Source organism: Qipengyuania triglochinis (assembly GCF_054655615.1).
The window spans coordinates 249908-273604 of record NZ_BAAHND010000002.1 but is presented as its reverse complement, the minus strand read 5'-3'; the positions used below and the strand labels follow the sequence as shown (position 1 = coordinate 273604).

The window sequence follows — 23697 nt, the reverse complement described above, 5'->3', positions numbered from 1 at the left end:
CGGAAGCTGAACGGCGGGAACGCCTTCAGTTCACTGTCAGTTCAATGCTCCGACCCTATCTCAGGAGCATGAACACCTTGTCTATCTTCAAGAATCGCCCCGTCGCATCGGCCCTCGCTCTGGCGATGGCCGTCGGCGTCCCCGCGTCCTTCTATGCCGCCCCGACTCCGGTCGAAGCGGCCGCCGGCGATCTCGACCAGGCGGTCGCGGCATTGCGTGGCATTTCCACCATGAAGGCCAACTTCGTCCAGACCGACCGCAACGGCCAGGCCGTTTCGGGCGTGATGACGCTGAAGCGCCCCGGCAAAATCCGCTTCGAGTATGAAAAGGGCGTGCCGCTCCTCGTCGTCTCGAACGGCAAATCGATGTACATGATCGATTACGAGGTGAATCAGGTCCAGCGCTGGCCGATCAACAATTCGCCGCTCGGCGCGCTGCTCGATCCCAGCCGCGATGTGAAAAAATACGGCAAGCTGGTTCCGACCAGTCACAACGATGTCGTCAGCATCGAAGTGCGCGATTCAAAGCGCCCCGAATTCGGTGTCATCACGCTGATCTTCGCGCGCGATGCGTCGGCCCCCGGCGGTCTGCGCCTGACCCATTGGGTCGCGCTCGATTCGCAGAACCACCGTACCACCGTTCGGCTAAGCAATAACCGCTATGGCGTGTCGGTCGCCGACAGCGCGTTCACCTTCAAGGATCCGCGCCGCTCATCTCGTCGCCCGGGGTGAACGGATGAAGGCCAAACCGTTGGTCTTTTGCGACTCTCCGACAAATCGCGTTCATTGAGTAGCAATCCCGAACGGCCTAAATATGGTTTATCGAAGCGGCGGGCGGCAATTTCCCCCCTGTTGATTGCCCCGCTCATTTAACCGCTTCGTCAAAGCGTGACGAACGCTCACAAGGAACCCTCGAGCCAATGCCCCCGGCTCGAGGGTTTTTTGTTGCCCGGTGCGGGTAGACCATTGCCTGATGGTACCCTATCTCCCGCGCCATGGTTTCTGTAGCTACCTGGAACATCAATTCCGTCCGCCTTCGCATGCCCATCGTGGAGCGTTTCCTGAAGGAAACAGCGCCCGACGTTCTCTGCCTGCAAGAGATCAAATGCCAGGAACACCAGTTCCCCTATGAGGCATTCAAGGAGCTGGGTTACGAACATATCGCCGTCCATGGCCAGAAAGGCTATCACGGCGTGGCCACCGTCAGCCGCGTGCCCATCCGCGAATTCTCCCGCCACGATTGGCAGGATAATGGCGAGGCACGTCATGTCGGCGTCGAATTGCCCGACCATGACGGCATGGTGATCGAGAACGTCTATGTGCCTGCGGGCGGGGACGAGCCGGATCGCGAAGTGAACGTGAAGTTCGGCCAGAAGCTCGATTTTCTCGAACGCATGACCCGCTGGGCCGATGCCATCGACCGGCCGACGCTGATCGTGGGCGATTTCAATATTGCCCCGCTGGAAAGCGATGTGTGGAATCACAAGCAGCTGCTCAAGGTCGTCAGCCATACGCCGATCGAGGTCGAAAGCCTCCAGCGCTTCATGGATGCGCATGGCTGGTCCGATATCGGTCGCGAGCATATTAAGGCACCGGAACGCTATTACAGCTGGTGGAGCTATCGTTCGAAAGACTGGAAGACAAACGATCGCGGCCGCCGGCTCGATCACATGTGGGCCAGCCCCGAACTCGCCAAGCAGGCGACAGGCCATTCGATCCACGAATATGCGCGCGACTGGGAAAAGCCGTCCGACCATGTGCCGCTGGTCACGGAGTTCAGCCTCTGATCGGGCCATCGCCTTCGCGGCGTGCGGCGCTGGCGGTGGATGCTCTGCGCCACGGCTGGCCGCTCGCGATCGAGGGTGCACCGTTGCTGCAACCGGTGGAGACGGCTTTTTCCGATGTGTCGAGCGAGGCCATGCTGCTCTCGGCCACACGGGCCGCCACGCTCAAGCTTGCCAACCAGCGCGAGGCAGCGGTCCCCCGCACGCCGGTGCTGATGCGCGGGGCTGAGGTGTTCGATCTGTCCGCAGCGCTCGCGGTTGCGGATCCGGCGCTGGACCTTAAAAACCCGCTGAAGGGGCCGTTCAAGGCGCTGCCGCTGGAATGGGAAGAGCAGGCGCGCGCGGCGCTGGAACTGGCGCGGATCGCGGGCATCCTCCCCGCCTTTCTGGTCGATCCGAAAGGTGCAAGCGAAGCCACGGCATTGCAGGCCAGCGATCTCAATGCTTTCACCGACCCTGCCCGCCTCGCGATCGCATCACGCGCGCGGCTGCCGGTAGAAGCGTATGAGAAGACACATATCGTCGCCTTCCGCAGCCCCGATGACACGCGCGAACATGTCGCACTGGTTATCGGCAAGGAGACTGCGGATACCCCTCCGCTGGTGCGCCTGCATTCGGAATGCCTGACCGGCGACATTCTCGGCAGTCTCAAATGCGATTGCGGCCCGCAGCTAGACGCCGCGCTCCATGCCATGGCGCAGGAGGCCGAACGCGGCGGCTGGGGCGTGCTGCTTTATATGCGGCAGGAAGGACGCGGGATCGGACTGGTCAACAAGCTGCGCGCCTATCGGCTGCAGGATCAGGGGTTCGACACGGTCGATGCCAATACGCGGTTGGGCCTGCCTGATGAAGCGCGCGATTTTCCGACTGCCGCGCGCATGCTCCAGCTACTGGGGGTGAAGTCGATCCGGCTGATGACCAACAATCCGGCCAAAGTCGAAGCGCTATCGGCGCAAGATGTCGATGTGACCGAACGCGTGCCGCATTCGCTGCCCGACAATCCGCACAACCACCGTTATCTGGCCACCAAGCGCGACCGGGCAGGGCATCTGTTACCCTAGACGGCGGCCGATCGGCTGACCCATGCGGACGGTATCGCCAGCTTTCAGGCCTGCGCTCCACTCCACTTTACCCGGTTCGAAGAGCAGTACGACTGTAGAGCCAAGAATGAAGCGGCCCATTTCGTCACCGGCGGAGAAGCGGTGTTCGCCGCTGGCAAAGTCCTCGCGCACCAACTCCGGATTGTGCGTTTCGACCAGACCCGACCAGACCGTTTCGATCCCCGCCACGATCATCGCGCCCACCATCACGCTGGCAAATGTGCCGTCAGGTCCATCGAACAGGCAGGCCAGGCGCTCGTTACGGGCAAAAAGCCCGTCGACATTTTTCGCCGTCACCTGATTGACCGAGAAGAGCTCGCCCGGAACATAGGTGGCGCTTTTCAGCGTCCCAGCGGCGGGCATGTGCACGCGGTGGTAGTCGCGCGGAGACAGATAAATCGTGGCGAAGCTGCCGCCGTCGAACTGGTGCGCCGTCTTTTCGTCCCCGCCAAGCAGTTGCGCCGCAGTAAAGTGACGCCCCTTGGCTTGGAAAATACGCCCTTGCTCGATCCGGCCGATCTGGCTCACCGCACCATCGGCCGGGCTGAGGATCTGCGTGGAGGCATCGCCCAACGGACGGGCGCCGGGTTTCAGCTCGCGTGTGAAGAAGTCGTTGAAGCTGGCAAACTCGTCGATAGTCCGCGCCGCTTCACTCATGTCGACGTCATAGGCATCGATGAAGCGGCGGATCAGCAAATTCTTGAGCCACGGCGTTCTGCTGGAAGCGATCTTGCCCGCACCGCGCGAGACGAGATGATGGGGGAGAGCGTGCTGCAGCCAAATAAAGGGAGAGGTCATGCCGCTGGCCTTGAACCGGGCTGCGCCTCAGCGCAACTGGCTGTCCTTACTCCCACGGCGGTTGATGCCCGATTGGCGCACAGAAGCATCGCGACCGGACTGGCATGCGACACAGGTGCGCACACCCGGCAGCGCGGCACGCCGTTTCTCCGGAATGGGTTCTCCGCACTCGTCGCAATATTCAGCGCTTTCGCCCCGCGGCATGCGCGCGCGCGCGGCGCTGATCGCATCGCTTACCGTATCGTCTATCTGATCTTGTACGGCGCCATCGCGCGCCCATCCGCCTGCCATGTGAAACTCCTTTCCCTATCAACGAAAGGAGGGGCACCGGCGTTCCTGAAGCGTAATCAGGGCCGCCAGCGCCAGCCGCCGCGGGTCTTCGCCCGGCTGACCAGGATCAGCGCCAACGTCGCCGAAAAGAACAGGATCGCCGCCGCGATGCGATAAACCTCGTCCTGCGTTTCCCACATCAACCCGGCAATCATGGCGATGACGATATGGATGCCAAGCACGGCCCAGCCCTGCCAGGCGATCGGCCAGCCAGCGCCATAGCCGAATGTCTTCTGCCGGAACCAAGCGCCGTCATTGCTGGCCATCACTTTCCTCCTTCGGCGGGCGACCGCGCCTTGGGGCCGCGCTCTGTTTTGCCTCGATGCCCCGATGCTTCAAAGCCTCGCGCAACAGCATCTCGATTTGCGCATTGGCGCTGCGCAATTCGTCGGCCGCCAAACGCTCGACCGCAGCATGGACTGCCGGGTCGAGACGCAGGGCGAAGGCTTTTTTCTGAGGCATAGGACTTACAAACGGATGCTCAGTAGAGCGATCCCGCGTTTACGATGGGGTGCGCTTCCTTCTCGCCGCACAGCACGACCATCAGGTTGGAAACCATATTGGCGCGGCGTTCGTCGTCCATCTCGACAATGCCATCCTGGCTTAGTTTGGTCAGCGCATCTTCGACCATGCCCACCGCGCCCAGCACGATCTTGGCGCGCGCGGCGATGATGGCGTCAGCCTGCTGGCGCTTCAGCATCGCGCTGGCGATTTCACTAGCGTAGGCAAGGTGGGTCAGGCCGGCCTCGTCGACGACCACCCCGGCTACCTTCAGCCGGTCGTTCAGCTCTTCCAGCAGCTCGCGATTGACGACATCGGCACTGCCGCGCAGCGTCACTTCCTCGCTTTCGAAATCGTCATAGGGATGGCGCGAACCCACCGTGCGCAGGCCGGCCTCGATCTGGATGTTCACGAACTCCTTGTAATCGTCGACGTCGAAGCTGGCCTGTGCGGTATCGCGCACGCGCCACACCACGTTGCAGGCGATTTCGATCGGATTGCCGCGCAGGTCGTTGATCTTCACGCGTTCGGAATGGATGTTGTGGGCGCGGGCGGAAATCTTGGTCTTGCCCATCCACGGCCATACCCAGCGCAGGCCCTCGGTCCGCTCGCTGCCGCGATAGGCGCCGAACAGGGTGATGACGGCTGCCTGATTGGGCTGAATCATGAAGAAGCCCGCCGCAAGGATGAGGACCACTGTCAGCGAGACCACCAGCATGCCGATGAAGCCGAGTTTGGCAGCCTTGGCCGCCCCATCACCCGGAGCCATGCCGGGAAGGATGAAGGCGAGCGCCGCGATCACCACCACGAGTACCCCGAGCACGATATAGCCATTGTAGCTGGTCGCCGCGTTTTCGCGGCTGGTATTCATTCCGGTCAGTTCCACAGACATTGCCGATCACTCCTCCGATATAATTATGATATCATAATTATATCGTGGGCGCTTCCGGTCAAGCGGAATCGGAATCAGGCGAAGGCAAGCGCTCCGGCCGCAGCAAACAGATGCGCCAGAATATGGCCGAGCATTGCCGCTTCCAGACCCCGGCGCATGTAGAGCCAGCCGAAGGCCACACCCAGCACAGCGTTACCCGCAATGACAGTCGCAACGATCCAGGCGGGCGGTGCGGCGACGATCGCATAAAGCATGGGAAGATGGCCCAGACCGAAGAGCACGGCGGCCAGTATATTCGCGCTCCACAAGGCTGCCTCACGGGTGATGGGCAGTTTCGACGCCATGAGCGCGAGCAGGGACATCAGGCCCCAGCGCAGCATGATCTCTTCCCCGATCCCGCCATAAAGGATGCGGGTCACCAGCGGCGGCTCCAGCGCCACCTCCGCATCCTCGAAAAAACTGGCCGTGGCCGCGCCATAGGCTCCCAGCACCAGCGCGCCCGCTATTCCGACGACCACGGAAGGCAGGATGGCGCAGCGCAGAGATGCTTTCCACGGCCTTTGCCGGACTAGACCGGACAGGATCGGTGCCTTCAGATCGACCTTGGGGGCAGCCCACCAGCCAACCACGGCTGAAAGCAGTAGCAGGACGGTCGGCTGAATGATGAAAACAGCGCGGGGTAGATCCACGCCCGCAGGCAACACGGCTTCAAGCGGCATCAGAAGCAGCGAGGCTGCTGAGATAAGTGCGAGTAGAATGAGAATGAAAAGGCCCTGCAACTTCAAGCGGCGAGGGGGCATTCAACACTCTCCAGATAAAGAAAAAAGATTGCCGGCGCGTTGTGAAAGCGTGGCCTATTCGTCTTTACCTGTAAACAGTAGTTTCAGTGGCGACCTATTTCTTCGACAAACCGTTCGCCGTAAGCTTCCAGCTTCTTTGCGCCGACCCCGCTAATACGTCCCAGCTGCGCCAATGTAGCTGGCCGTGCTGCGGCCATTTCGCGCAAGGTGGAATCGTGAAAGATCACATAGGGCGGGACCTGCGCCTCGCTCGCCAGTTCGCGGCGTAATTCGCGCAGGGCATCGAACAGGGGATTCCCAACCGGGTTGGCCTCGGCATTGCTGCCGCCCCGCGCACGCCTGCCGCGCTTGGGCGGCACCACGATAGCGACCTCGCGTTCGCCTTTCAGGATTTCGCGCGCACTTCCGCCCAGCGCCAACCCGCCATGATCGGTCGGCACAAGATCGCCGCGGGCCTGCAGCGCGCGGCCCAGCGGTTGTAGCAGACGGGCCTCCTCGCCCTCGACGATGCCGAACACGCTCAGCCGGTCATGCCCGCGCTGGCGCACGCGATCGTCTTCGGTGCCGGTAAGCACTTTCTGCAGATGGCCCATGCCGAAGCTCTGACCGGTGCGATAGACTGCGGACAGCAGCTTGCGAGCAAGTTCGGTGGCATCGGTGACGTCGGGCGCATCGAGGCAATTATCGCAATTGCCGCAGGTTTCGGACGGGCTCTCCCCGAAGTGGCGGAGCAGAACGGCGCGGCGGCAATGCGGCGTTTCCACCAGACCCGCCAGCGCATCCAGCCGCGCGCGTTCGGCATTGCGGCGGTCTTCGTCCACCTCTGCAAGCCGCATCCGTGCCGTGGCGAAATCGCCTGCGCCCCAGAACATGGTTGCCGCTGCCGGATCGCCGTCACGCCCGGCGCGGCCGGTTTCCTGATAATAGGCCTCGATCGATTTGGGCACGCCGACATGAGCGACGAAGCGCACGTCCGGCTTGTCGATCCCCATGCCGAAGGCGACCGTGGCCACGATCACCATATCCTCGCTCGCGACGAAGGCGGCCTGGTTTCCCGCCCGGGTCTCCGGATCGAGACCGGCGTGATAGGGGCGGACTGCCCGCCCTGTCGTCTCGGCGAGCTTCTGGGCCAGATCCTCTACCTTGCGGCGGGTCTGGGCGTAGACGATCCCCGGTCCGGGGCGATCGGCCATCAGCGCGGCGATCTGGCGCACCGGATTGTCCCGGTGGCGGATGGCGTAGCGGATATTGGGGCGGTCGAACCCGGCAAGGACCAGTCCGTCCTCCGGAATGCCGAGCTGCGCCATCACGTCGGCGCGGGTCTGGCGGTCCGCCGTCGCCGTCAGCGCGAGGCGGGGGACCGCCGGGAAGGCATCCATCAGCGGGCGCAGCATCCGGTAATCCGGGCGGAAATCGTGCCCCCATTCGGATACGCAATGCGCCTCGTCCACTGCGAACAGCGCCAGCTTGGTACTGGAGAGAAAATCGCGGAAAGCTGGCTGGCTGGCGCGTTCGGGCGCGACATAGAGCAGGTCCAGCTCGCCAGCGCGAAAGGCGTTCTGCGTCTCGCGCCAGTCGGCATCGGCGCTGGTTAGCGTGGCGGCGCGGATGCCATTGGCGCGCGCGCTGCGCAGCTGGTCGTGCATGAGGGCGATCAGCGGGCTGATGACTACGCAGGTGCCCTCCAGCATCACGGCGGGCAGCTGGTAGGTCAGCGATTTGCCCGCGCCGGTAGGCATCACCGCCAGGCTGGACAGCCCCGCCAGCGTCCGCTCCACCACCTCTGCCTGCCGCCCGCGAAAATCGTCGAAGCCGAAGGTGGCCCGCAAGGCCTCGCGCGCTTGCGGCATGGTGGTGGTTTGCAGGGCGACCATGCGCCCCTGTTGCCGCCCCGCGCCGCCAGCGCAACCGTCCGCAGCGCATTTTCCCCTTGGCGTAAGCCCGGTGGAACGATTACTCAGCCCGGCAACCCAAATCGAAGGAGAATACCATGAAGTTCCGTATCACTGCCGTCCTCGCCACCAGCCTCGCGCTCGCCGCCTGCGGCAGCAACGACAACGCCTCAACCGAAGCCGAAGCGGAAACGGTCGAAGTATCGGCTGACGAAGCGATGGCCCCGGTCGTCGAAGAGCCGGTTGCCGATCCTGCTGCCAGCGTCACCGCGAATGAAAACGACACCCCCGGCACCGTTACCGAAGCCGAAGCGGCCTCGGTCGAAACCGCTGGCGATAATGCTGCTGCCACTGCCGAAGCGGCCATGGATGCCATGGGCGAAGACCAGACCCAGTAAGACGTCTGCATATGGCGCGGGCGGGCTGCCGCGGCCTGCCCGCGCCTTGCCGTAACGGCTTTGGCGATGGCGCGGCGGGAAGGTAGCATCCCCCTCATGAACCGACTCGCAGCCCCGCTTGCCCTGTTTGGCCTGACCGCCCTCGCGGCGTGCAATTCCTCTCCCGAGGGGGCCGATCCCGGCCCTGTCACGCAGGAGGAAGCACAGGCGCTCGAAGACGCCGCTTCCATGCTCGACGAACAGCGGATGCCTGCGGAAGGAACACAAGAAAACAGCCCCACGACCGACGGAGAGAGCGAATGAGTGCCGGCCCCAACCCCGGAATGGATCAGGATACTTTCGAGCAATTCCACGAACAGCTCGAACGTTATGTGCGCGAACGCCTGATCCCGGCCGAAAAGGACATGATCGAGCACGACAAGGTGCCCGAAGACATCCTCTCCGAAATGAAGGAAATGGGTCTGTTCGGCCTGACCGTGCCCGAAGATTTCGGCGGCGCGGGCCTCAATATCACGCAATATGCCAAGGTCGTGCAGACCATGGCATATGCCGCGCCGGCCTTCCGGTCGATCTTCTCGATCAATGTCGGCATGTTCAATTCCGCGATCAAGAACGGCGGGACCGACGCGCAGAAGGCCGAATGGTGGCCGAAGATCGCCGAAGGCGCGATTGCCTGCTTCGGCCTGACCGAACCGGGCAGCGGCAGCGACAGCGCGGCCATGCAGACCATGGCGAAGCCCAATCCCGATGGAAACGGCTGGATCCTCAACGGCACCAAACGCTACATCACCAATGCCCCGCATGCCGATGTCGCGCTGATCATGGCGCGCACCGAAAAGGATGCGATGCCCAAGAATGCGCATGTCAGCGCTTTCATCGTCCCGATGGATACGCCCGGCGTCTCGGTAGGCAGTCCGGACAAGAAGATGGGCCAGGCCGGCAGCCACATCGCCGATGTCATGCTCGACGATGTGCATGTCCCGGGTGATGCGCTGCTGGGCGGCGAGCCGGGTCAGGGTTTCCGCTTCGCCATGATGAGCCTGGATAACGGCCGCATCTCGGTCGGCGCGGCCAGCGCGGGCTATGCGCGCCGTGCGCTCGACAGTGCGACCAAATATGCGACCGAACGCCAGGCTTTCGGCGAACCGATTTCCAACTTCCAGCTGATCCAGCAGATGCTGGCCGAAAGCTGGACCGAGATTTACGCCGCCGAAGCCATGATGGCCGATGTGACCGCACGCGTTGACCGGGGCGAAGATACGGTGAAGCACGCCGCCGCTTTCAAGGTCTTCGCATCCGAAATGTGCGGCCGCGTGGTCGACCGTGTGGTGCAGATCTATGGCGGCGCAGGCTATCTGGCCGAATATGATGCCGAACGCTTCTTCCGCGATGCGCGTATCTACCGCATTTACGAAGGCACCACGCAGATCCTCCAGCTGCAGATCGCCAAGCGCATGCTGCGTGAATATGCCGCAGGCGTGTAGCCGCGGTGTACCAGCTTCTCGATGACCTGAGCATCATCGAAGCTTCCAGCTTCGTCGCCTCCCCCACTGCGGGCCTTTATTGCGCGCAGATGGGGGCGGAGGTCATCCGCGTGGATCACAAGGCGGGCGGGCTCGATTACGATCGCTACATGCTCACCGATGAAGGCCGCAGCCTGAGCTGGGAAAATCTGAACCGCGCCAAGAAGTCCGTCGCGCTGGATCTGCGCAGCGGCGAAGGGCGCGAATTGCTGGTGGAGCTGTCGGCCAGAACCGGCAATCTCATTACCAATCTGCCCGAAAAGAGTTTCCTGTCGCATGATGCCGTGGCGGCGACATGCCCCGACCTTGTGAGCGTGCGCATCATGGGCTGGCATGACGGGCGCCAGGCGATGGATTTCACCGTCAATGCCGCCAGCGGTTATCCGCTGATGTGCGGGCCGGAAGACTGGGATCAAGACAATGCCCCGCCGGTCAACCAGGTGCTGCCGGCATGGGACTTCATCACCGGCGCCTATTGCGCCTTCGCGCTGGTCTCCGCCATCCGCCATCGCGACAAGACGGGCGAGGGCAGCCAATTGCGCGTGCCGCTGGGCGATGTGGCGATCGGCACCGTCGCCAATAGCGGAGCGATGGCCGAAATGCTCTATCGCGGCGCGGACCGGGAACGGTTGGGCAATGCGATCTGGGGCGCGTTTGGGCGCGATTTCCGCAGCCGGGATGGGACGCGTTTCATGGTCGCCGCGCTCACTGCCAAGCAGTGGGCGGGCCTCGTCAAAGCTTTCGACCTCGACAAGGAAATCGCCGCGCTCGAACAGAAATGCGGCGTTCGCTTCGCCGATGGCGACCGGCCCCGTTTCGAACATCGCCACGCCCTGTTCGATCTCTTCCAGGCCCGCGCCGAAGCAATGGACTGGGCGGCAATTTCCGCCGCCATGGCCGCCGAAGGATGCACCTTCGAACGCTATCGCACCATGCACGAAGCGGCGCAGGATCCCGCGCTGGTGGGTGACAATCCGCTGTTCAGCGCCAGCACGGGCAACCCCAGCGGTTTCGAATATCCCGCCACGCGCAGCTTCGCCAACATACCGGGGCGCGATGCCGGCGAGCCGGCGCCCGCGCCCTTCCTCGGCCAGCATACCGAGGAAGTGCTGGCAGACCGGCTCGGCCTGTCATCGGGCGCGATCGGCGATCTGGTGGACCGCGATGTCGCCCGGCTGTCGGACGGCGGTATGGCAAATGGCGGATAAGGGCTGTCCTACAGCCACCGCCCTGTGCGATGACGGTGGGATGATCTCCGCCGCAATCCTTCCTGACACCCACGCATTCGGCCGGTTTTCGGCCCAGACGAGTTTAACCCCAGGACACTGTCAACTGTGTCAACTTCATTCAAGAACAGGCCACGATTGATGAACGAGAACAGCCTTCGCCGAGTCGCCATTTGCAAGCCGCTGCGCACGCCCGTGGGCAAGTTTCTCGGCAGCCTCGCGCCGATCGAGGCGGGTGAACTGGGCGCGATCATCATCAAGGCGCTGGTCGAACGATCGGGCGTCGATCCGCTGCGGGTGGACGATGTGGTGTTCAGCCAGGGCTATGGCAGCGGCGAGGCCCCGGCCATCGGCCGCTGGAGCTGGCTTGCCGCGGGCTATCCCATCGAAGTGCCGGGCTTCCAGCTGGATCGTCGTTGCGGATCGGGCCTGCAGGCTGTCGCGACCGCGGCGATGATGGTCCAGACCGGCATGGCCGATTGCGTCCTGGCGGGCGGGGTCGAAAGCATGTCCAATGTCGAACATTACACCACCAAGGCTCGCCACGGAGCGCGGCTGGGCGATATGGTGCTGTGGGACCGCCTCACGCGTGGCCGGTTGATGAGCCAGCCGGTGGAACGGTTCGGCGTTATTACAGGCATGATCGAGACGGCGGAAAATCTTGCGAAGGATTATTCGATCAGCCGCGAAGCATCCGACGAGTTTGCAGTTCGCAGCCACCGGAATGCGGCCAAGGCTTGGGACGAAGGCAAGTTCGACGATCAGCTGGTGCCGGTCGAAATCCCGCAGCGGCGCGGCGATCCCGTGGTCTTCGCCAAGGACGAAGGCTTCCGCGAGGATGCGAGCAGGGAAGTGCTCGGCAAGCTGCGCCCGATCGACGGCAAGCGCGATCCGGACGCGATCGTGACCGCTGGCAATGCCAGCCAGCAGAACGATGCCGCCGCCGCCTGCCTCGTGGTGGCAGAAGACAAGGTTGAGGAACTGGGCCTCGAACCGATCCTGTGGTTCCACAGCTGGAGTGCGGCGGGCTGCGACCCTTCACGCATGGGCATCGGCCCGGTCCCCGCGGTGGAACGGCTGTTCGCCCGCAATGGCCTCGGCTGGGACGATATCGGCCTCATCGAACTCAACGAAGCCTTCGCCCCGCAGGCGCTCGCCGTGATGAAGGGCTGGGGCTTTGCCGAGGATGACAGCCGCCGCGACATCGTGAACGTCAACGGTTCGGGCATATCGCTGGGCCACCCCATCGGCGCCACCGGCATCCGTATTCTTGCCGACATGGCGCATGAAATGCAGCGACGCGAAGTGCGCTATGGCCTCGAAACCATGTGCATCGGCGGCGGGCAGGGCATGGCCGCCGTGTTCGAACGCGCGGCCTAGTCTTCCGGAAAGGTCGTAATCGGCTGGAGGGCGCCGTAGGTTTCTTCCAGCGGTTCGCGGCCCAGCTCGGGAAAGTCGATCGCGTCAGGCTCGCACTTGGTGTCGGGCAGGCGGTCGAGAAGATCGCGCACCAGCGTCAGCCGCCCGAGCTTCTGGTCGTTGAAGTCGACCAGCGTCCACGGTGCCCAATCGCTATGCGTCCGCGCGAGCATCTCTTCGCGCGCCCTGGTGTATTCGTCATATTTGTCACGCGCGGCAAGATCGATGGGGGACAGCTTCCAGCGCTTGAGAGGGTCTTCCAGCCGTTCGCGCAGCCGTTCCTCCTGCGGGGCCTGATCGGCCCCCAGCCAGTATTTGAACAGGAGAATGCCATCGTCGACCAGCATCTTCTCGAAGGTCGGCACCTGATCCAGAAAGTGCTCGACCTGATCGGGATCAGCGAAGCCCATCACCTTCTCCACGCCGGCGCGATTGTACCAGCTCCGGTCGAACAGTACGATCTCGCCCGTCGTCGGCAGGTGGCGGACATAGCGCTGGAAATACCACTGGCCCTGTTCGTCCTCGCTCGGCTTGCCCAGCGCGACGACGTGGCATTGTCGGGGGTTCAGCTTTTCCGAGATCGCCCGGATTGCGCCGCCTTTGCCTGCCGTGTCGCGCCCCTCGAACAGCACCACGATCCGTTGGCCCGTCACTCGCGACCACCGGGCCATCGCCGCCAGTTCCTCGCGCATGGGCTCCATCGCGGCTTCATATTCCTTGCGTTTCATCGCTCTCGATCTCCCCATTTGAATGGCGCCGCCAAAATGCCTATCTATCGCAACTATGGCTACACTAGCAGAACCAGAACACGACTTTACCCGCCTGCCCGAAATGCCGGCGGATGTCTTCACCGCGCCGCTGAAGAAGCCGGACCATGTCGGGGACGACTGGCTCGAGCCTAAGCAGACCGAATACGACGGCGAGGACGATGCGATCTGGAACGATCTGTTCAAGCGCCAGATGGAAATGCTGCCCGGCCGCGCGGCGACTGCCTTCATGGAGGGTACCGAAAAGCTCGATCTGGGGCGCGGCGGCGTGCCGGAATTCGGCAAGCTGTCCGAAGAACTGGACAAGCTGACCGGGTGGAGCGTGGTGCCCGTGCCCATGCTGATCCCGGATCACGTGTTCTTCTGGCATTTGGCCAACCGGCGTTTCCCCGCAGGAAATTTCATCCGCACGCGCGAGACCTTCGATTACATCCAAGAACCGGATGTCTTCCACGATGTCTTCGGCCATGTGCCGATGCTGACCGATCCGGTCTATGCCGATTACATGCAGGAATATGGCAAGGCCGGCTGGAAGGCCATGCGCTACAACCGGCTGAAGGCGCTCGGGGCGCTTTACTGGTACACGGTGGAATTCGGCCTGATCGAGGAACAGCCCGGCGACATTCGCGCCTATGGGGCCGGTATTCTTTCAGGGCCGACAGAGGTGGTCTATTCGGTCGAGGCGGAAAGCCCGAACCGGATCATGCTCAATGTCGATCGCGTAATGCGCACCGATTATGTGATCAGCGATCTGCAGCCGACCTATTTCGTGATTTCCAGCTTCGAGGATCTCTACCGCAAGACGGTGGAGCGCGATTTCGACAAGCTATATCGCAATCTCGGGCCCGGCTTCACCTATGCCAATACGGCGGTGATCGACGTGGACAACGTCGTCAATCGCGGCACGCTGGAATACACATTGCGCGGTGGCCGGGGGAGCGGCGCGAAACCAGTCTAAAGCAGGGGCTCGGCCGAACCATAAAAAACGGGCGCCGGATAGATCCAGCGCCCGCAATGTTCTCGAAAGAACGGTCGAGATTACATGGTTTTGTCGACCTGGTCTTCCATGTTTTCTTCCATGGCGTCGGTCTGGTCGTCCATTGCGTCAGCCTGTTCGTCGGTGATTTCACCGCTGGCTTCCATTTCGTTGACCTGAGCGTCGCGGTTATCTTCCATCTGCTCGATGTTGTCTTCGGCTTGGTTTTCAGCAGCGCTGTCACAAGCGGCAAGGCCAAGCGACATAGCAGCGGCCGATACGACGAGAGCGGTTTTATTGAATTTCATTTCAGTTCCCCTTTGTTAATTACGAGCCAGCGCCCGGCGGGTCCGGAGTGACTTTCATGGCCAAAATGTGTCAGAGCCGGCTTGGTTCCGCAATACCCAAAGAAAAACAGCCCGAGACCGCTCCCGAACCGCTTCAACCGTCTCATAACGTTGTGGTCAGATTTCGTGGCAAACGAGATGAAGAAGCTTCGCATCGGATCTTTGAAAAGGCGACGTATTGGGATGCTTGAGGTCAGTGCAACGCCTTCTGGCGAACTACATTGTAAAGCGCAATTACTGCCAGGGCGCCGAGTACCGCCCAGAGCAGCGTAATGCCCCTGATGGATCCGAGAAAAACCCCGCCGGACGTCGCCATGCCGATGGCAACAGAGCCGATGGTCCCTGCAGTAATGTTTCTCAGGATGGTCCGACCGTCTTCCACGCACAAGGCAATGGTTGCGAGCCAGCCTAGGAGCGCTCCGGTGACGATAAGTATGATCAGGCCCATCCTAAACTCTCAAATAATTATCTTTGCGACCAATTAATAAATCGCCGTTCGTGAGGAATGGTTCCTGAAATGCGACAAGCCGTGGGAACGCCGGTCAAAGGAAAAGGAGAAGCGCTGAGCCAAGAAGAACGCGGTAAATAACGAAGACCAGCATTGATGCCTTCTTGAGGAAGTTCATCAGAAACATCATCGTGGCCAGCGCCGCAAAGAAGGTCAGAATGCCAGTTACCAGCGCATCTTGCTGCATCTGCGCCGTCGCGTCCGCAAGGTCGAGAGCTGCGAGCAGTCCTGCTCCTGCGACCGCAGGTATGGCGAGCAGGAAGGAAAAGCGGGCCGATTCAACTCGGGTATATCCTAGCGCACGTGCCGCAGTCATCGTCGAGCCGGAGCGGCTGGTGCCGGGAATGAGAGCGAGAGCCTGCGCACACCCTACGAGGATGGCGTCCCTCAGGCTCATGTCTTCATAAGCCTTGGTCTGCTTGCCAAAATGGTCTGCAAGGCCGAGCAGGATACCGAAGATAATCAGATTTGTGGCCACTAGATCGGTCGAACGAAAGCCTTCCAGATAGCCGCCCGTCTTGATGAAGAGGCCTACGGCAACGGCTGGAATGGTGCCGATCAGGACGAACCAGAACAACCGGCGTTGTTCATCATCCTTGCCGAGGCCGACGCTGGCGAAGCCGCCCCGCGCAAGCCCGAGCACGTCCTTCCAGAAGTAGAGTATGATCGCGAGCAGCGAACCGACATGGACGGCCACGTCGATAAGCGGTCCCTGGTCAGGGAAGTCGGTCAGCTTGGGGATGAGGATCAGGTGGCCCGACGATGAGATCGGGAGGAATTCCGTGATGCCCTGGACGATCGCAATGATCAGTTCTTGGAGGAAGGTCATAGGCTTCGCTCCATGAAGAAAGGGCGGAACAAGTCAAGCGACCTGCTCCGCCCTTCGCTTTTTTCACGCCGTAGCGCAGCTTACCAGATGCTGATGCGCTCTTCCGGGGGGAGGTAAAGCGCGTCGTCGCTGGTCACGTTGAAGGCCTTGTACCAAGCATCCATGTTCCGCACGATTCCGTTCACGCGGAATTCTTCCGGGCTGTGCGGATCGGTGGTGAGGCGCTGGCGAGCGGCGGCTTCGCGCTGCTGCGAACGCCAGACCTGCGCCCAGGCGAGGAAGAAGCGCTGATCGCCGGTCAGGCCGTCGATCACCTTGTCTTCCTTGCCGTTCAGCGAAAGCTTGTAGGCGCGATAGGCAAGGCTGAGGCCGCCCAGATCGCCGATATTTTCGCCAAGCGTCAGGCGTCCGTTCACGCAGGTTTCGCCATCGTCCAGCGGGCAGTAGGAATTGTACTGTTCCACCAGTGCATCACCCAACTTGTCGAAGGCTTCGCGATCGGAATCGGTCCACCAGTTGCGCAGCATGCCGGTACCGTCCGACTTGGAACCCTGATCGTCGAAGCCGTGGCCCATTTCATGGCCTATGACGCCACCAATGCCGCCATAGTTCACTGCCGCGTCCGCAGTGATGCCGAAGAACGGTTGCTGCAGGATGGCGGCGGGGAAGACGATCTCGTTCTTGGTCGGATTGTAATAAGCGTTTACCGTCTGCGGCAGCATGTACCACTCGGTCCGGTCGATTGATCCGCCAAGCTTGCTGAGCATGTCGTTCCAGGCCCATTTGGAGGCTTCGATCCGGTTGGCAATCGGCGAGGCCGGCTGGATCGTCAGCCCTTCGTAGGTTTCGAGATTGTCCCGATAGCCGATCTTGGGGTCGAATGCGTCGAGCTTGGCGATCGCCTGCTTCTTGGTGTCGCGGCCCATCCAGTCGAGTTCACCGATCGAGTTAGCCATTGCCTTGCGCAGATTGGCGACAAGTTCGTCCATCGCCGCCTTGTTTTCCGGCGGGAAATAGTCGGCGACATAGGATTTGCCGAGCAGTTCGCCCATCAAGCCTTCCGTCTCGTCAATGGCGCGCTTCCAGCGGGGCCGCTGTTCGGGCGTACCGTTCAGCAGCGTGCCGTAGAACGCGAAATAAGCATCGTCGAAGCGCTTGGGCAGGACCGCCGCATTACCCGAAAGGAAGCCCTTGGCAGTCCAGGCTTGCAAGACGTCCATGGGTGTTTCGAGGATCAGCTGCATGGCCGCAGGCATGCCGCCGCCAATCTTGGCGAGGGTTTCAGCATCGAGGCCCAGTTCTTCGGCACGTTCCGGGCTCGGCGGAAGGTCGGTCACGATGAAGCGGTCGACATCCGTGAAACCGCTGGCGGTCAGCAGTGCCGTAAGCGGGAAGCCGCCAGCCTTGGCGTTGAGTTCTTCGGGCGTCAGCGCGTTGTAGGTCAGGTCGTCATTGCGGCGCGTTGCGCGATCCCATGCAACCTTGCGGGCCAGCGAATCTTCGAAGTCGTAGACCTTTTGGGCCATGCCGGCAGCGTCCGAGTAGCCAGCTTCTCCAAGCAGGAAAGCCAGATATTCGCGATACTTCGCCTGGATGTTCGCGCCCTTTTCGCTCTCGTCGAGATAATAGTCGCGGTCGGGCAGGCCGAGGCCGCCGGAACCGGCATGGACAGAATAGCGTGTCGGCTCTTTCGCATCGACTTCGACATAAGCGAACAGCGGCGACGAATAGCCTACACTGCCCCAGAGTTCGGTCAGGCTGGCGAGCGTTTCTGCGTCCTTGATCTTGTCCAGATAGGGTTGGGCGGGAGCGAGACCGGCTGCTTCGATTGCCCCCGTATCAAGATAGCCTTCATAGGCATCCACGATCCGCTTTTCATTGGCGGTCAGCGTGGCAGGATCCTTGGCGGTCAACCGGTCGACCAGCGTCTTCACATCGGAAGTCGACTTTTCGCGCAGCAGGTTGAACGCACCAAAGCGGCTGAATTCTGCCGGCAGTGGGTTGGCATCGAGCCATTTCTGATTGGCATAGGCGAAAAAGTCGTCGCCCGGATCGATATCCTGCGAGATCGAGGCGGGATCGAAGCCCCAGTCGCCGAACTCCATTGTCGGCAGCGGGGTTTGCTCCGCGGCGGGTGCGGTTTCGGCGGCGTCTTCGGCCATCGCAGGCGCGCCAATGGCGAGGGCCAGGGCAGATGCGCCAAGCGTCAAAATTCTCGATTTCATGAGTGCAGTCTCCTTCAGGCGGCCGACCGCGCTCGCGGGAGAGCAGGCGACCTCGTGCAGTTTGGGTAGCATATTGTGGCGAAGGGAGTCGCCGTTCGTCGGATGGACGGCGAATTTGGTCGAACGGTCAGGCCGCTTCATCGCCGAACTGGAGCTTCGACAGGCGGGCATAAAGGTCGCCATTGACCACCAGCTGGTCATGCGTTCCCTGCTCGACCATCCGGCCCTGATCCATCACCACGATGCGGTCCGCCGCCCTTACAGTGGCGAGGCGGTGGGCGATCACCAGCGTGGTGCGGTTTTCCATCAGGCGGTCGAGCGCGTCCTGCACCAGCCGTTCGCTTTCCGCATCCAGCGCACTGGTGGCTTCGTCCAGCAGCAGGATCGGCGCATCGCGAAGGAGCGCGCGCGCAATGGCGAGGCGCTGGCGCTGGCCGCCCGATAGCTGCGTGCCGTCCTCGCCTAGATGGGTGTCGAGGCCGCGCGGGAGATTTTCGAGGAAGTCGGCGGCGTTGGCGGCTGTTGCAGCCTGCCAGATTTGGTCTTCGGTGGCGTCCCAGCGGCCGTAGCGCAGATTGTCGCGCGCGCTGGCAGAAAAGAGCACGCCTTCCTGCGGAACGAGCGCGATGCGGCGGCGGATTTCCGCCGGGTCTGCTTTTGTGAGCGGAATCCCGTCGAGCCGCACGGTGCCAACTTGAGGATCGTAAAAACGTTCGGCGAGCTGGAAGAGGGTGGATTTGCCCGCGCCGGACGGACCGACGATCGCGACCGTTTCGCCCGGTTCCACTTCCAGCGTGAAATCTTCGAGCGCAGCGGCTTCGGGCCGCGTGGGATAGCGGAAGGTCACGTTGCGGAAGGACAGGCCGCCGCGCGCATGCACGGGAAGAGCCATTGGATTGGCGGGTGCCACGATCTCCGGTTTGGCATCAAGCAGTTCGGCAAGGCGGCTGGCTGCCCCCGCTGCCCGCAACAGATCGCCGAGTACCTCGGTCAAAGCGCCGAAGCTGCCCGCGGCGATGACTCCGGCAAATACGAAGGCGGCAATGGTCCCGCCGGTAATGACGCCGTCTTCCACCAGCAGTGCGCCGCGCCACAGCAGGGCGGTTATCGATCCGAACACCAGCGTGATGAGAATTGCCGTCATCAAAGCGCGGATCAGGATGCGCTGTTTGGCGATATCGAAGGTCTGCTCCACCGCGCCGGCAAAGCGTTCACCTTCGCGTGATTGCTGGCCGAATGCCTGGACGATCTTTGTGGCCGACAGCACCTCGGTAACCATCGAGCCGACATCTGCAACGCGATCCTGGCTCGTGCGGCTAACCTTGCGCAGCCGCGAGCCGAAGATGGCGATCGGGATGATCACCACCGGAATCCCGATGACCAGATAGATTGCCAGCTGGGGGGCGAGCCAGAAGAGATAGCCAACGCTGAGAACGGCCATGATGAGATTGCGCAGCGCCACGGACAGAGTGGTGCCCACGGTCTGTTCGATGATTGCCGTGTCGGCCGTCATGCGACTGGATATTTCCTTGGGACTGTTGGTCTCGAAGAAGGACGGTGACAGGCGCAGGAGGTTCGTATGGACGGCCTTGCGCACATCCGCCACGACGCGCTCGCCCAGCCAGCTGACGAAATAGAACCGCAATGCGGTAAAAATGCCCAGAGCGCCGACCAGAACCAGCAGGTAGCGGAACCAGCGACCGATATCGGCGCCGTTATCGGCTGCAAAACCGCGATCGATGATAAGCTTGAGCGCACTTGGCAGGGCAAGCGAGCTGATGATTGCCGTGACCAGCAGCGCTGCTGCAGCCAGGGCGAGCTGGAGGGGATAGGCCTTGGCGGCATCGAAGACCATGCGCAGCGGCTTCAGGCTGCGGTTTTCGCCATCGCTTCGCCGCCCGAATATCCGGCGGCGAGCTTTCTCAGGTGTACCCGTCTCGTCCATGAGCGCCCAGTTAGGCGCGAGGGATGCTAAAATCCACTCCGCTGCGCCGTAAACGGCACTTTTACCCCGTTTGTGCATTGCACAATCACGAACCAGCCGCCACATTGGGGGAAATTGGACGTGCCGCAGATAGAGCCAGAACAGTGCGGCCAGCAGGGGACGCTTGCTTATGCTTTACCACCTTCACGAACTCCAGCGGAGCTGGCTTTCCAGCGCCAGCACCTTTGCCTCGATCGGTTCGGAAATGCTTTCGAACCCGGCTCTTCCTTTCGGCTACATGGGAATGGGGCAGATGGCGTCAAGCGCGCTGGAAGTCTTCGCGCATGCCACAGCCACCTATGGCAAGCCTGCCTGGGGGATCGAACACGTCACCGTCGGTCGCGAGGAATTTCCGGTGGTGGAAGCGACCGTCCTCAACAAGCCCTTCGGCGATCTGAAGCGGTTCCACCGCGAAGGCTTGCCGGAGGATGCTCCGCGTATGCTCGTGGTCGCGCCGATGAGCGGGCACCACGCCACGTTGCTGCGCGGCACGGTCGAGCGGATGCTGCAGAACTATGTCGTCTTCGTCACCGATTGGGCCGACGCGCGCGATGTCCCGCTGCATGAAGGCGAATTCGACCTCGATGATTACATCGACTACGTGATAGACTTTCTCGAGCATATCGGCCCGGACAAGGATGGCGGCGGTGCGCATGTCATGGCCGTATGCCAGCCTTCGGTTCCGGTATTTGCGGCCACCGCGATCATGAACCGGGATGGGCATGAATGTGCTCCCAAAACCCTGACCATGATGGGCGGCCCCATCGATACGCGGTGTTCGCCCACCAGCGTGAACGATCTTGCCATGGAGCGCCCGATCGAGTGGTTCCGCCACAATGTCATCGCCACCGTGCCTGTCCAATATCGGGGATCGGGCCGTAAAGTCTATCCGGGCTTCATGCAGCTTGCCGGTTTCATGAGCATGAACCTCGGCAATCACATGATGAGCCATTACGAGATGTTCAAACACCTCAACAAGGGCGACGATGCCAGCGCGCAGGCGACGAAGGATTTCTACGACGAATACCGCAGCGTCTGCGACATGACGGCGGAATTCTACCTGCAGACGGTGGAAGAGGTGTTCCAGAACCACTCAATTCCCAACGGCACCTTCATGCATCGCGGCAAGCGTGTCGATCTGGGCGATATCACCAAGACCGCGCTTCTCGCCATCGAAGGCGAGCGTGACGATATTTCAGGCTTGGGCCAGACGCGTGCCGCGCTGGAACTGACGCCGAACCTCGATGTCTCGAAAAAGCGCTACTACATGGCGGAAGGGGCTGGGCATTACGGCATCTTCAACGGCAGCAAATGGCGCGAAAGGATCGCGCCAGTGGTGGAGGAATTTGTCGCCGCGCACGGGTGAGGGATATTTTTCCCTGAGAGGATGAATCGAAGAGGCGAGCTCGGGCATGTATGAAGAAGAGGATGATGCGGCTCAAATCTCCTTCCAATGGGTAGTCGGTGATACACGGGCGCACGAACAGAATGTGCGCGAAATGATCGGCTTTAATCACTCGTATGGGATTGCGGTTTTGTCGCGACTGGTTGCGTTTTTGCTGACCTATTTCGTGGCGAAAGCCTTACTCCCGAATACTGATTTCTTTGTGCTCATTTGGATTGTGCTCGCTGCCAGTCTCTCAATTTGGGTTTCGCTGGGAGTTGAGATTTTTCTCATGAGGATGCTTGAACGATTGCAAGCAGACGACCCCAAACGAGTTGGCTGGAATTCAGTTTGGCTGGACACTTCGGGGGTCTCTTGGAGCACTGAAACCAGCGAGGATTATACAAGCTGGCTCGGTGTTATCGATGTAGTCGAACGAAAAGGCTCGCTCTTCATCAAGACCGGACCAGCTCATGGATATTACATTCCACCCAGGATCTTCGCATCCTCAGACGAACTTGCGAAATGCAAGAAGCTAATCGAGAGGCTGAGAAGCGATCCAGTCCCTCCCAAGCATCTCGTTGATTCTGGCGAAGGCATGGTCAAACATTAAGAGCCCTGTCGGCGTGCGCCATTGGGTGCTCTGGCCCGGAAAATTGCTCAATCGGGGATCAACTCAACCTCTCCGCATGCCATGCCACGTGCTCGGCCATGAAGGTCGAGATGAAGTAATAGGAATGGTCATACCCCTCCTGCATGCGGATTTGCGCGGGGATGCCGGCCTTGGCGCAGGCGACGGAAAGCCGGCCTGTCTTCAATTGTTCTTCGAGGAAATTGTCCGCCGTGCCCTGATCTACCAGCAGGTGATCGAGGCGTGCGCCATTCTCGATCAGCGCAACCGCATCGTATTCTTCCCACGCTTCGCGATCCTCGCCAAGGTAGCGTGACAGCGCTTTCTCGCCCCATGGCACTTTGCCAGGGGCGACGATTGGCGAAAAGGCGCTCACCGAACGGAAGCGGTCGGGGTTGCGCATGCCTATGGTCAGCGCGCCGTGGCCGCCCATGGAATGGCCGGTTATGCCTTGCCGCGTCATGTCTACGGGGAAATTCGCCTCGATCAGCCCGGGCAGCTCGTCCTCGATATAGCTGCGCATCTTGTAGTGCGTGGCCCAGGGTTCCTGTGTCGCATCGACATAGAAGCCCGCGCCCTTGCCGAAGTCGTATTCGTCTTCCGCATCGGGCACCTGTTCACCGCGCGGGCTGGTATCCGGCGCCACGAAAATCACGCCGTGTTCCGCGCAGGCGCGCCGGAACTCCCCCTTTTCAGTCACATTCGCATGGGTGCAGGTGAGACCCGAAAGATACCAGAGAACAGGCAGCTTCGCGCCCTCGGCATGAGGCGGGACATAGACGGAGAACGTCATCTCCGTGCCAGTTGCCTCCGACTGATGCGAGAGAACGAACTGGTCGCCGCCAAAGGCCTTGTTCTGCGAGAGATATTCGAGGGTCATGGTATTTCCTGTGCGGGTATGTCTGCGACCAGCGGCGCATGACCCCAATGCTCCAGCAGCCGCAAGCAGTCCGCGCCGGACAGGCCGATGGTCGCGGTATTGCGAAGGGGATGGACGTTGATCCGGTCGGCCTCCGCCAAAGCCCGGTCGAGGATTATGGAGATGCTGCCAGGTTCGGCGTTGATCGCGCCCAGCGGCGTGACCGAACCGGGTGTCAGACCAACCAACCGCTCCATATCGTCGGGCTTGCCGAAGCTGACGCGTCTGCAGCCGATAGCCGCAGGCAGAGCCTTCAAATTCACACGCATATCGGCAGGTACGGTAACCAGCAAGAACGCGCCGCTTGTGTCCTTCAGGAACAGGTTCTTGGTATGCGCGCCGGGGATGGCATCCTTGACCCCGTAGCTTTCCGCTACGGTGAAAACGGCTTCGTGTTCGTATTGCTCGAATGGGATTACGAGGGCTTCGAGGTCCTCCCGCAATCCCGCTTCGCTTCTATGCGCC

At 61.6% G+C, this 23697-nt stretch carries 26 protein-coding genes; 11 read left to right on the top strand and 15 right to left on the bottom strand.

Translation table 11 applies throughout. The features are described from left to right. Positions 1–68 precede the first annotated feature (68 nt). The 3 genes from ACYQ0G_RS07525 to ribA all read left to right on the top strand — a co-directional run bounded on the left by ACYQ0G_RS07525 (position 69) and on the right by ribA (position 2844). The gene (locus tag ACYQ0G_RS07525) at positions 69–731 is read left to right on the top strand and encodes a LolA family protein (RefSeq protein ID WP_460101300.1); all 663 of its coding nucleotides are present in this window, start codon (positions 69–71) and stop codon (positions 729–731) included. Positions 732–994: 263 nt separating this feature from the next. After that, complete coding sequence (gene xth, locus ACYQ0G_RS07520) at positions 995–1786, top strand: exodeoxyribonuclease III (RefSeq protein ID WP_460101298.1); 792 nt, start codon at positions 995–997, stop codon at positions 1784–1786. A 35-nt stretch (positions 1787–1821) separates the two neighbouring features. After that, complete coding sequence (gene ribA / locus ACYQ0G_RS07515; protein WP_460101296.1) at positions 1822–2844, top strand: GTP cyclohydrolase II; 1023 nt, start codon at positions 1822–1824, stop codon at positions 2842–2844. Here the strand turns inward: ribA and asd are convergent. The 7 genes from asd to recQ all read right to left on the bottom strand — a co-directional run bounded on the left by asd (position 2836) and on the right by recQ (position 8078). After that, on the bottom strand, positions 2836–3681 hold the full coding sequence (gene asd / locus ACYQ0G_RS07510; protein ID WP_460101295.1) for an archaetidylserine decarboxylase: 846 nt from the start codon (positions 3679–3681) through the stop codon (positions 2836–2838). The genes ribA and asd overlap by 9 nt on opposite strands. 27 nt (positions 3682–3708) lie before the next feature. After that, positions 3709–3972 (bottom strand): DksA/TraR family C4-type zinc finger protein, encoded by a 264-nt coding sequence (locus ACYQ0G_RS07505; protein WP_460101293.1) that lies wholly within the window; start codon positions 3970–3972, stop codon positions 3709–3711. Positions 3973–4028: 56 nt separating this feature from the next. Further along, positions 4029–4277, bottom strand: a complete 249-nt coding sequence (locus ACYQ0G_RS07500; RefSeq protein ID WP_460101291.1) for a hypothetical protein — start codon at positions 4275–4277, stop codon at positions 4029–4031. Next, the gene (locus tag ACYQ0G_RS07495) at positions 4264–4473 is read right to left on the bottom strand and encodes a type II toxin-antitoxin system antitoxin (RefSeq protein ID WP_460101290.1); all 210 of its coding nucleotides are present in this window, start codon (positions 4471–4473) and stop codon (positions 4264–4266) included. Before ACYQ0G_RS07495 ends, ACYQ0G_RS07500 begins: the two co-directional genes overlap by 14 nt. 19 nt (positions 4474–4492) lie before the next feature. Beyond that, on the bottom strand, positions 4493–5404 hold the full coding sequence (locus ACYQ0G_RS07490; RefSeq protein ID WP_460101288.1) for an SPFH domain-containing protein: 912 nt from the start codon (positions 5402–5404) through the stop codon (positions 4493–4495). Positions 5405–5478: 74 nt separating this feature from the next. Then, positions 5479–6204 (bottom strand): CPBP family glutamic-type intramembrane protease, encoded by a 726-nt coding sequence (locus tag ACYQ0G_RS07485; protein WP_460101286.1) that lies wholly within the window; start codon positions 6202–6204, stop codon positions 5479–5481. An 83-nt stretch (positions 6205–6287) separates the two neighbouring features. Beyond that, positions 6288–8078: a DNA helicase RecQ gene (recQ, locus tag ACYQ0G_RS07480; protein ID WP_460101284.1), complete on the bottom strand. Its 1791-nt coding sequence runs from the start codon at positions 8076–8078 to the stop codon at positions 6288–6290. Between the two features lie 116 nt (positions 8079–8194). Between recQ and ACYQ0G_RS07475 the strand changes: the two genes are divergently transcribed. The 5 genes from ACYQ0G_RS07475 to ACYQ0G_RS07455 all read left to right on the top strand — a co-directional run bounded on the left by ACYQ0G_RS07475 (position 8195) and on the right by ACYQ0G_RS07455 (position 12623). After that, positions 8195–8494, top strand: coding sequence for a hypothetical protein (locus ACYQ0G_RS07475; RefSeq protein WP_460101282.1), 300 nt, complete (start codon positions 8195–8197; stop codon positions 8492–8494). Positions 8495–8590: 96 nt separating this feature from the next. After that, positions 8591–8797 (top strand): hypothetical protein, encoded by a 207-nt coding sequence (locus tag ACYQ0G_RS07470; protein WP_460101280.1) that lies wholly within the window; start codon positions 8591–8593, stop codon positions 8795–8797. Further along, the gene (locus ACYQ0G_RS07465) at positions 8794–9978 is read left to right on the top strand and encodes an acyl-CoA dehydrogenase family protein (RefSeq protein WP_460101278.1); all 1185 of its coding nucleotides are present in this window, start codon (positions 8794–8796) and stop codon (positions 9976–9978) included. Before ACYQ0G_RS07470 ends, ACYQ0G_RS07465 begins: the two co-directional genes overlap by 4 nt. Positions 9979–9983: 5 nt before the next feature. After that, positions 9984–11225, top strand: a complete 1242-nt coding sequence (locus tag ACYQ0G_RS07460) for a CoA transferase (protein WP_460101276.1) — start codon at positions 9984–9986, stop codon at positions 11223–11225. 159 nt (positions 11226–11384) lie between these two features. Beyond that, positions 11385–12623, top strand: coding sequence for an acetyl-CoA C-acetyltransferase (locus ACYQ0G_RS07455; protein ID WP_460101274.1), 1239 nt, complete (start codon positions 11385–11387; stop codon positions 12621–12623). On the opposite strand, the gene ppk2 is transcribed toward ACYQ0G_RS07455, so the two are convergent. Further along, positions 12620–13408, bottom strand: a complete 789-nt coding sequence (gene ppk2 / locus ACYQ0G_RS07450) for a polyphosphate kinase 2 (RefSeq protein WP_460101272.1) — start codon at positions 13406–13408, stop codon at positions 12620–12622. The genes ACYQ0G_RS07455 and ppk2 overlap by 4 nt on opposite strands. A 37-nt stretch (positions 13409–13445) precedes the next feature. On the opposite strand from ppk2, the gene phhA reads away from it, so the two are divergent. Continuing rightward, on the top strand, positions 13446–14387 hold the full coding sequence (phhA, locus tag ACYQ0G_RS07445; RefSeq protein WP_460101270.1) for a phenylalanine 4-monooxygenase: 942 nt from the start codon (positions 13446–13448) through the stop codon (positions 14385–14387). Positions 14388–14467: 80 nt separating this feature from the next. On the opposite strand, the gene ACYQ0G_RS07440 is transcribed toward phhA, so the two are convergent. From ACYQ0G_RS07440 to ACYQ0G_RS07420, 5 genes are all read right to left on the bottom strand, one after another. Further along, on the bottom strand, positions 14468–14713 hold the full coding sequence (locus ACYQ0G_RS07440; RefSeq protein WP_460101268.1) for a hypothetical protein: 246 nt from the start codon (positions 14711–14713) through the stop codon (positions 14468–14470). A 232-nt stretch (positions 14714–14945) separates the two neighbouring features. Continuing rightward, entirely contained in the window at positions 14946–15200 is a 255-nt protein-coding gene (locus tag ACYQ0G_RS07435) for a hypothetical protein (RefSeq protein WP_460101267.1), read from the bottom strand. 94 nt (positions 15201–15294) lie between these two features. Then, entirely contained in the window at positions 15295–16089 is a 795-nt protein-coding gene (locus ACYQ0G_RS07430) for an undecaprenyl-diphosphate phosphatase (protein ID WP_460101265.1), read from the bottom strand. An 80-nt stretch (positions 16090–16169) separates the two neighbouring features. Then, on the bottom strand, positions 16170–18314 hold the full coding sequence (locus tag ACYQ0G_RS07425) for a M13 family metallopeptidase (protein ID WP_460101264.1): 2145 nt from the start codon (positions 18312–18314) through the stop codon (positions 16170–16172). Positions 18315–18441: 127 nt separating this feature from the next. Then, a complete protein-coding gene (locus ACYQ0G_RS07420) occupies positions 18442–20259 on the bottom strand; it encodes an ABC transporter transmembrane domain-containing protein (protein ID WP_460101263.1) in 1818 nt (605 codons plus the stop codon). A gap of 169 nt (positions 20260–20428) precedes the next feature. On the opposite strand from ACYQ0G_RS07420, the gene ACYQ0G_RS07415 reads away from it, so the two are divergent. Together ACYQ0G_RS07415 and ACYQ0G_RS07410 are read left to right on the top strand one after the other, a co-directional pair. Further along, positions 20429–21664 carry a polyhydroxyalkanoate depolymerase gene (locus ACYQ0G_RS07415; RefSeq protein WP_460101261.1) on the top strand — a complete coding sequence of 412 codons (1236 nt, stop codon included), beginning with the start codon at positions 20429–20431 and terminating at the stop codon, positions 21662–21664. Positions 21665–21710: 46 nt separating this feature from the next. After that, complete coding sequence (locus ACYQ0G_RS07410; protein WP_460101259.1) at positions 21711–22295, top strand: YcxB family protein; 585 nt, start codon at positions 21711–21713, stop codon at positions 22293–22295. A 58-nt stretch (positions 22296–22353) separates the two neighbouring features. On the opposite strand, the gene fghA is transcribed toward ACYQ0G_RS07410, so the two are convergent. Continuing rightward, positions 22354–23193, bottom strand: a complete 840-nt coding sequence (gene fghA, locus ACYQ0G_RS07405) for an S-formylglutathione hydrolase (RefSeq protein ID WP_460101257.1) — start codon at positions 23191–23193, stop codon at positions 22354–22356. After that, on the bottom strand, positions 23190–23675 hold the full coding sequence (locus tag ACYQ0G_RS07400; RefSeq protein WP_460101255.1) for a prolyl-tRNA synthetase associated domain-containing protein: 486 nt from the start codon (positions 23673–23675) through the stop codon (positions 23190–23192). Before ACYQ0G_RS07400 ends, fghA begins: the two co-directional genes overlap by 4 nt. Positions 23676–23697: the final 22 nt, after the last annotated feature.

Bases quoted from the DNA above. Each gene is read 5' to 3' on its own strand.
- ACYQ0G_RS07490 (WP_460101288.1), bottom strand. From the start codon at position 5,404: ATGTCTGTGGAACTGACCGGAATGAATACCAGCCGCGAAAACGCGGCG.
- ACYQ0G_RS07435 (WP_460101267.1), bottom strand. From the start codon at position 15,200: ATGGGCCTGATCATACTTATCGTCACCGGAGCGCTCCTAGGCTGGCTC.
- phhA (WP_460101270.1), top strand. From the start codon at position 13,446: ATGGCTACACTAGCAGAACCAGAACACGACTTTACCCGCCTGCCCGAA.
- recQ (WP_460101284.1), bottom strand. From the start codon at position 8,078: ATGGTCGCCCTGCAAACCACCACCATGCCGCAAGCGCGCGAGGCCTTG.
- ACYQ0G_RS07495 (WP_460101290.1), bottom strand. From the start codon at position 4,473: ATGCCTCAGAAAAAAGCCTTCGCCCTGCGTCTCGACCCGGCAGTCCAT.
- ACYQ0G_RS07500 (WP_460101291.1), bottom strand. From the start codon at position 4,277: ATGGCCAGCAATGACGGCGCTTGGTTCCGGCAGAAGACATTCGGCTAT.
- ACYQ0G_RS07475 (WP_460101282.1), top strand. From the start codon at position 8,195: ATGAAGTTCCGTATCACTGCCGTCCTCGCCACCAGCCTCGCGCTCGCC.
- ACYQ0G_RS07420 (WP_460101263.1), bottom strand. From the start codon at position 20,259: ATGGACGAGACGGGTACACCTGAGAAAGCTCGCCGCCGGATATTCGGG.
- ACYQ0G_RS07410 (WP_460101259.1), top strand. From the start codon at position 21,711: ATGTATGAAGAAGAGGATGATGCGGCTCAAATCTCCTTCCAATGGGTA.
- ACYQ0G_RS07470 (WP_460101280.1), top strand. From the start codon at position 8,591: ATGAACCGACTCGCAGCCCCGCTTGCCCTGTTTGGCCTGACCGCCCTC.
- ACYQ0G_RS07440 (WP_460101268.1), bottom strand. From the start codon at position 14,713: ATGAAATTCAATAAAACCGCTCTCGTCGTATCGGCCGCTGCTATGTCG.
- xth (WP_460101298.1), top strand. From the start codon at position 995: ATGGTTTCTGTAGCTACCTGGAACATCAATTCCGTCCGCCTTCGCATG.
- ACYQ0G_RS07505 (WP_460101293.1), bottom strand. From the start codon at position 3,972: ATGGCAGGCGGATGGGCGCGCGATGGCGCCGTACAAGATCAGATAGAC.
- ACYQ0G_RS07485 (WP_460101286.1), bottom strand. From the start codon at position 6,204: ATGCCCCCTCGCCGCTTGAAGTTGCAGGGCCTTTTCATTCTCATTCTA.
- ACYQ0G_RS07465 (WP_460101278.1), top strand. From the start codon at position 8,794: ATGAGTGCCGGCCCCAACCCCGGAATGGATCAGGATACTTTCGAGCAA.
- ACYQ0G_RS07455 (WP_460101274.1), top strand. From the start codon at position 11,385: ATGAACGAGAACAGCCTTCGCCGAGTCGCCATTTGCAAGCCGCTGCGC.
- ACYQ0G_RS07430 (WP_460101265.1), bottom strand. From the start codon at position 16,089: ATGACCTTCCTCCAAGAACTGATCATTGCGATCGTCCAGGGCATCACG.
- ACYQ0G_RS07525 (WP_460101300.1), top strand. From the start codon at position 69: ATGAACACCTTGTCTATCTTCAAGAATCGCCCCGTCGCATCGGCCCTC.
- ppk2 (WP_460101272.1), bottom strand. From the start codon at position 13,408: ATGGGGAGATCGAGAGCGATGAAACGCAAGGAATATGAAGCCGCGATG.
- ACYQ0G_RS07415 (WP_460101261.1), top strand. From the start codon at position 20,429: ATGCTTTACCACCTTCACGAACTCCAGCGGAGCTGGCTTTCCAGCGCC.
- ACYQ0G_RS07425 (WP_460101264.1), bottom strand. From the start codon at position 18,314: ATGAAATCGAGAATTTTGACGCTTGGCGCATCTGCCCTGGCCCTCGCC.
- asd (WP_460101295.1), bottom strand. From the start codon at position 3,681: ATGACCTCTCCCTTTATTTGGCTGCAGCACGCTCTCCCCCATCATCTC.
- fghA (WP_460101257.1), bottom strand. From the start codon at position 23,193: ATGACCCTCGAATATCTCTCGCAGAACAAGGCCTTTGGCGGCGACCAG.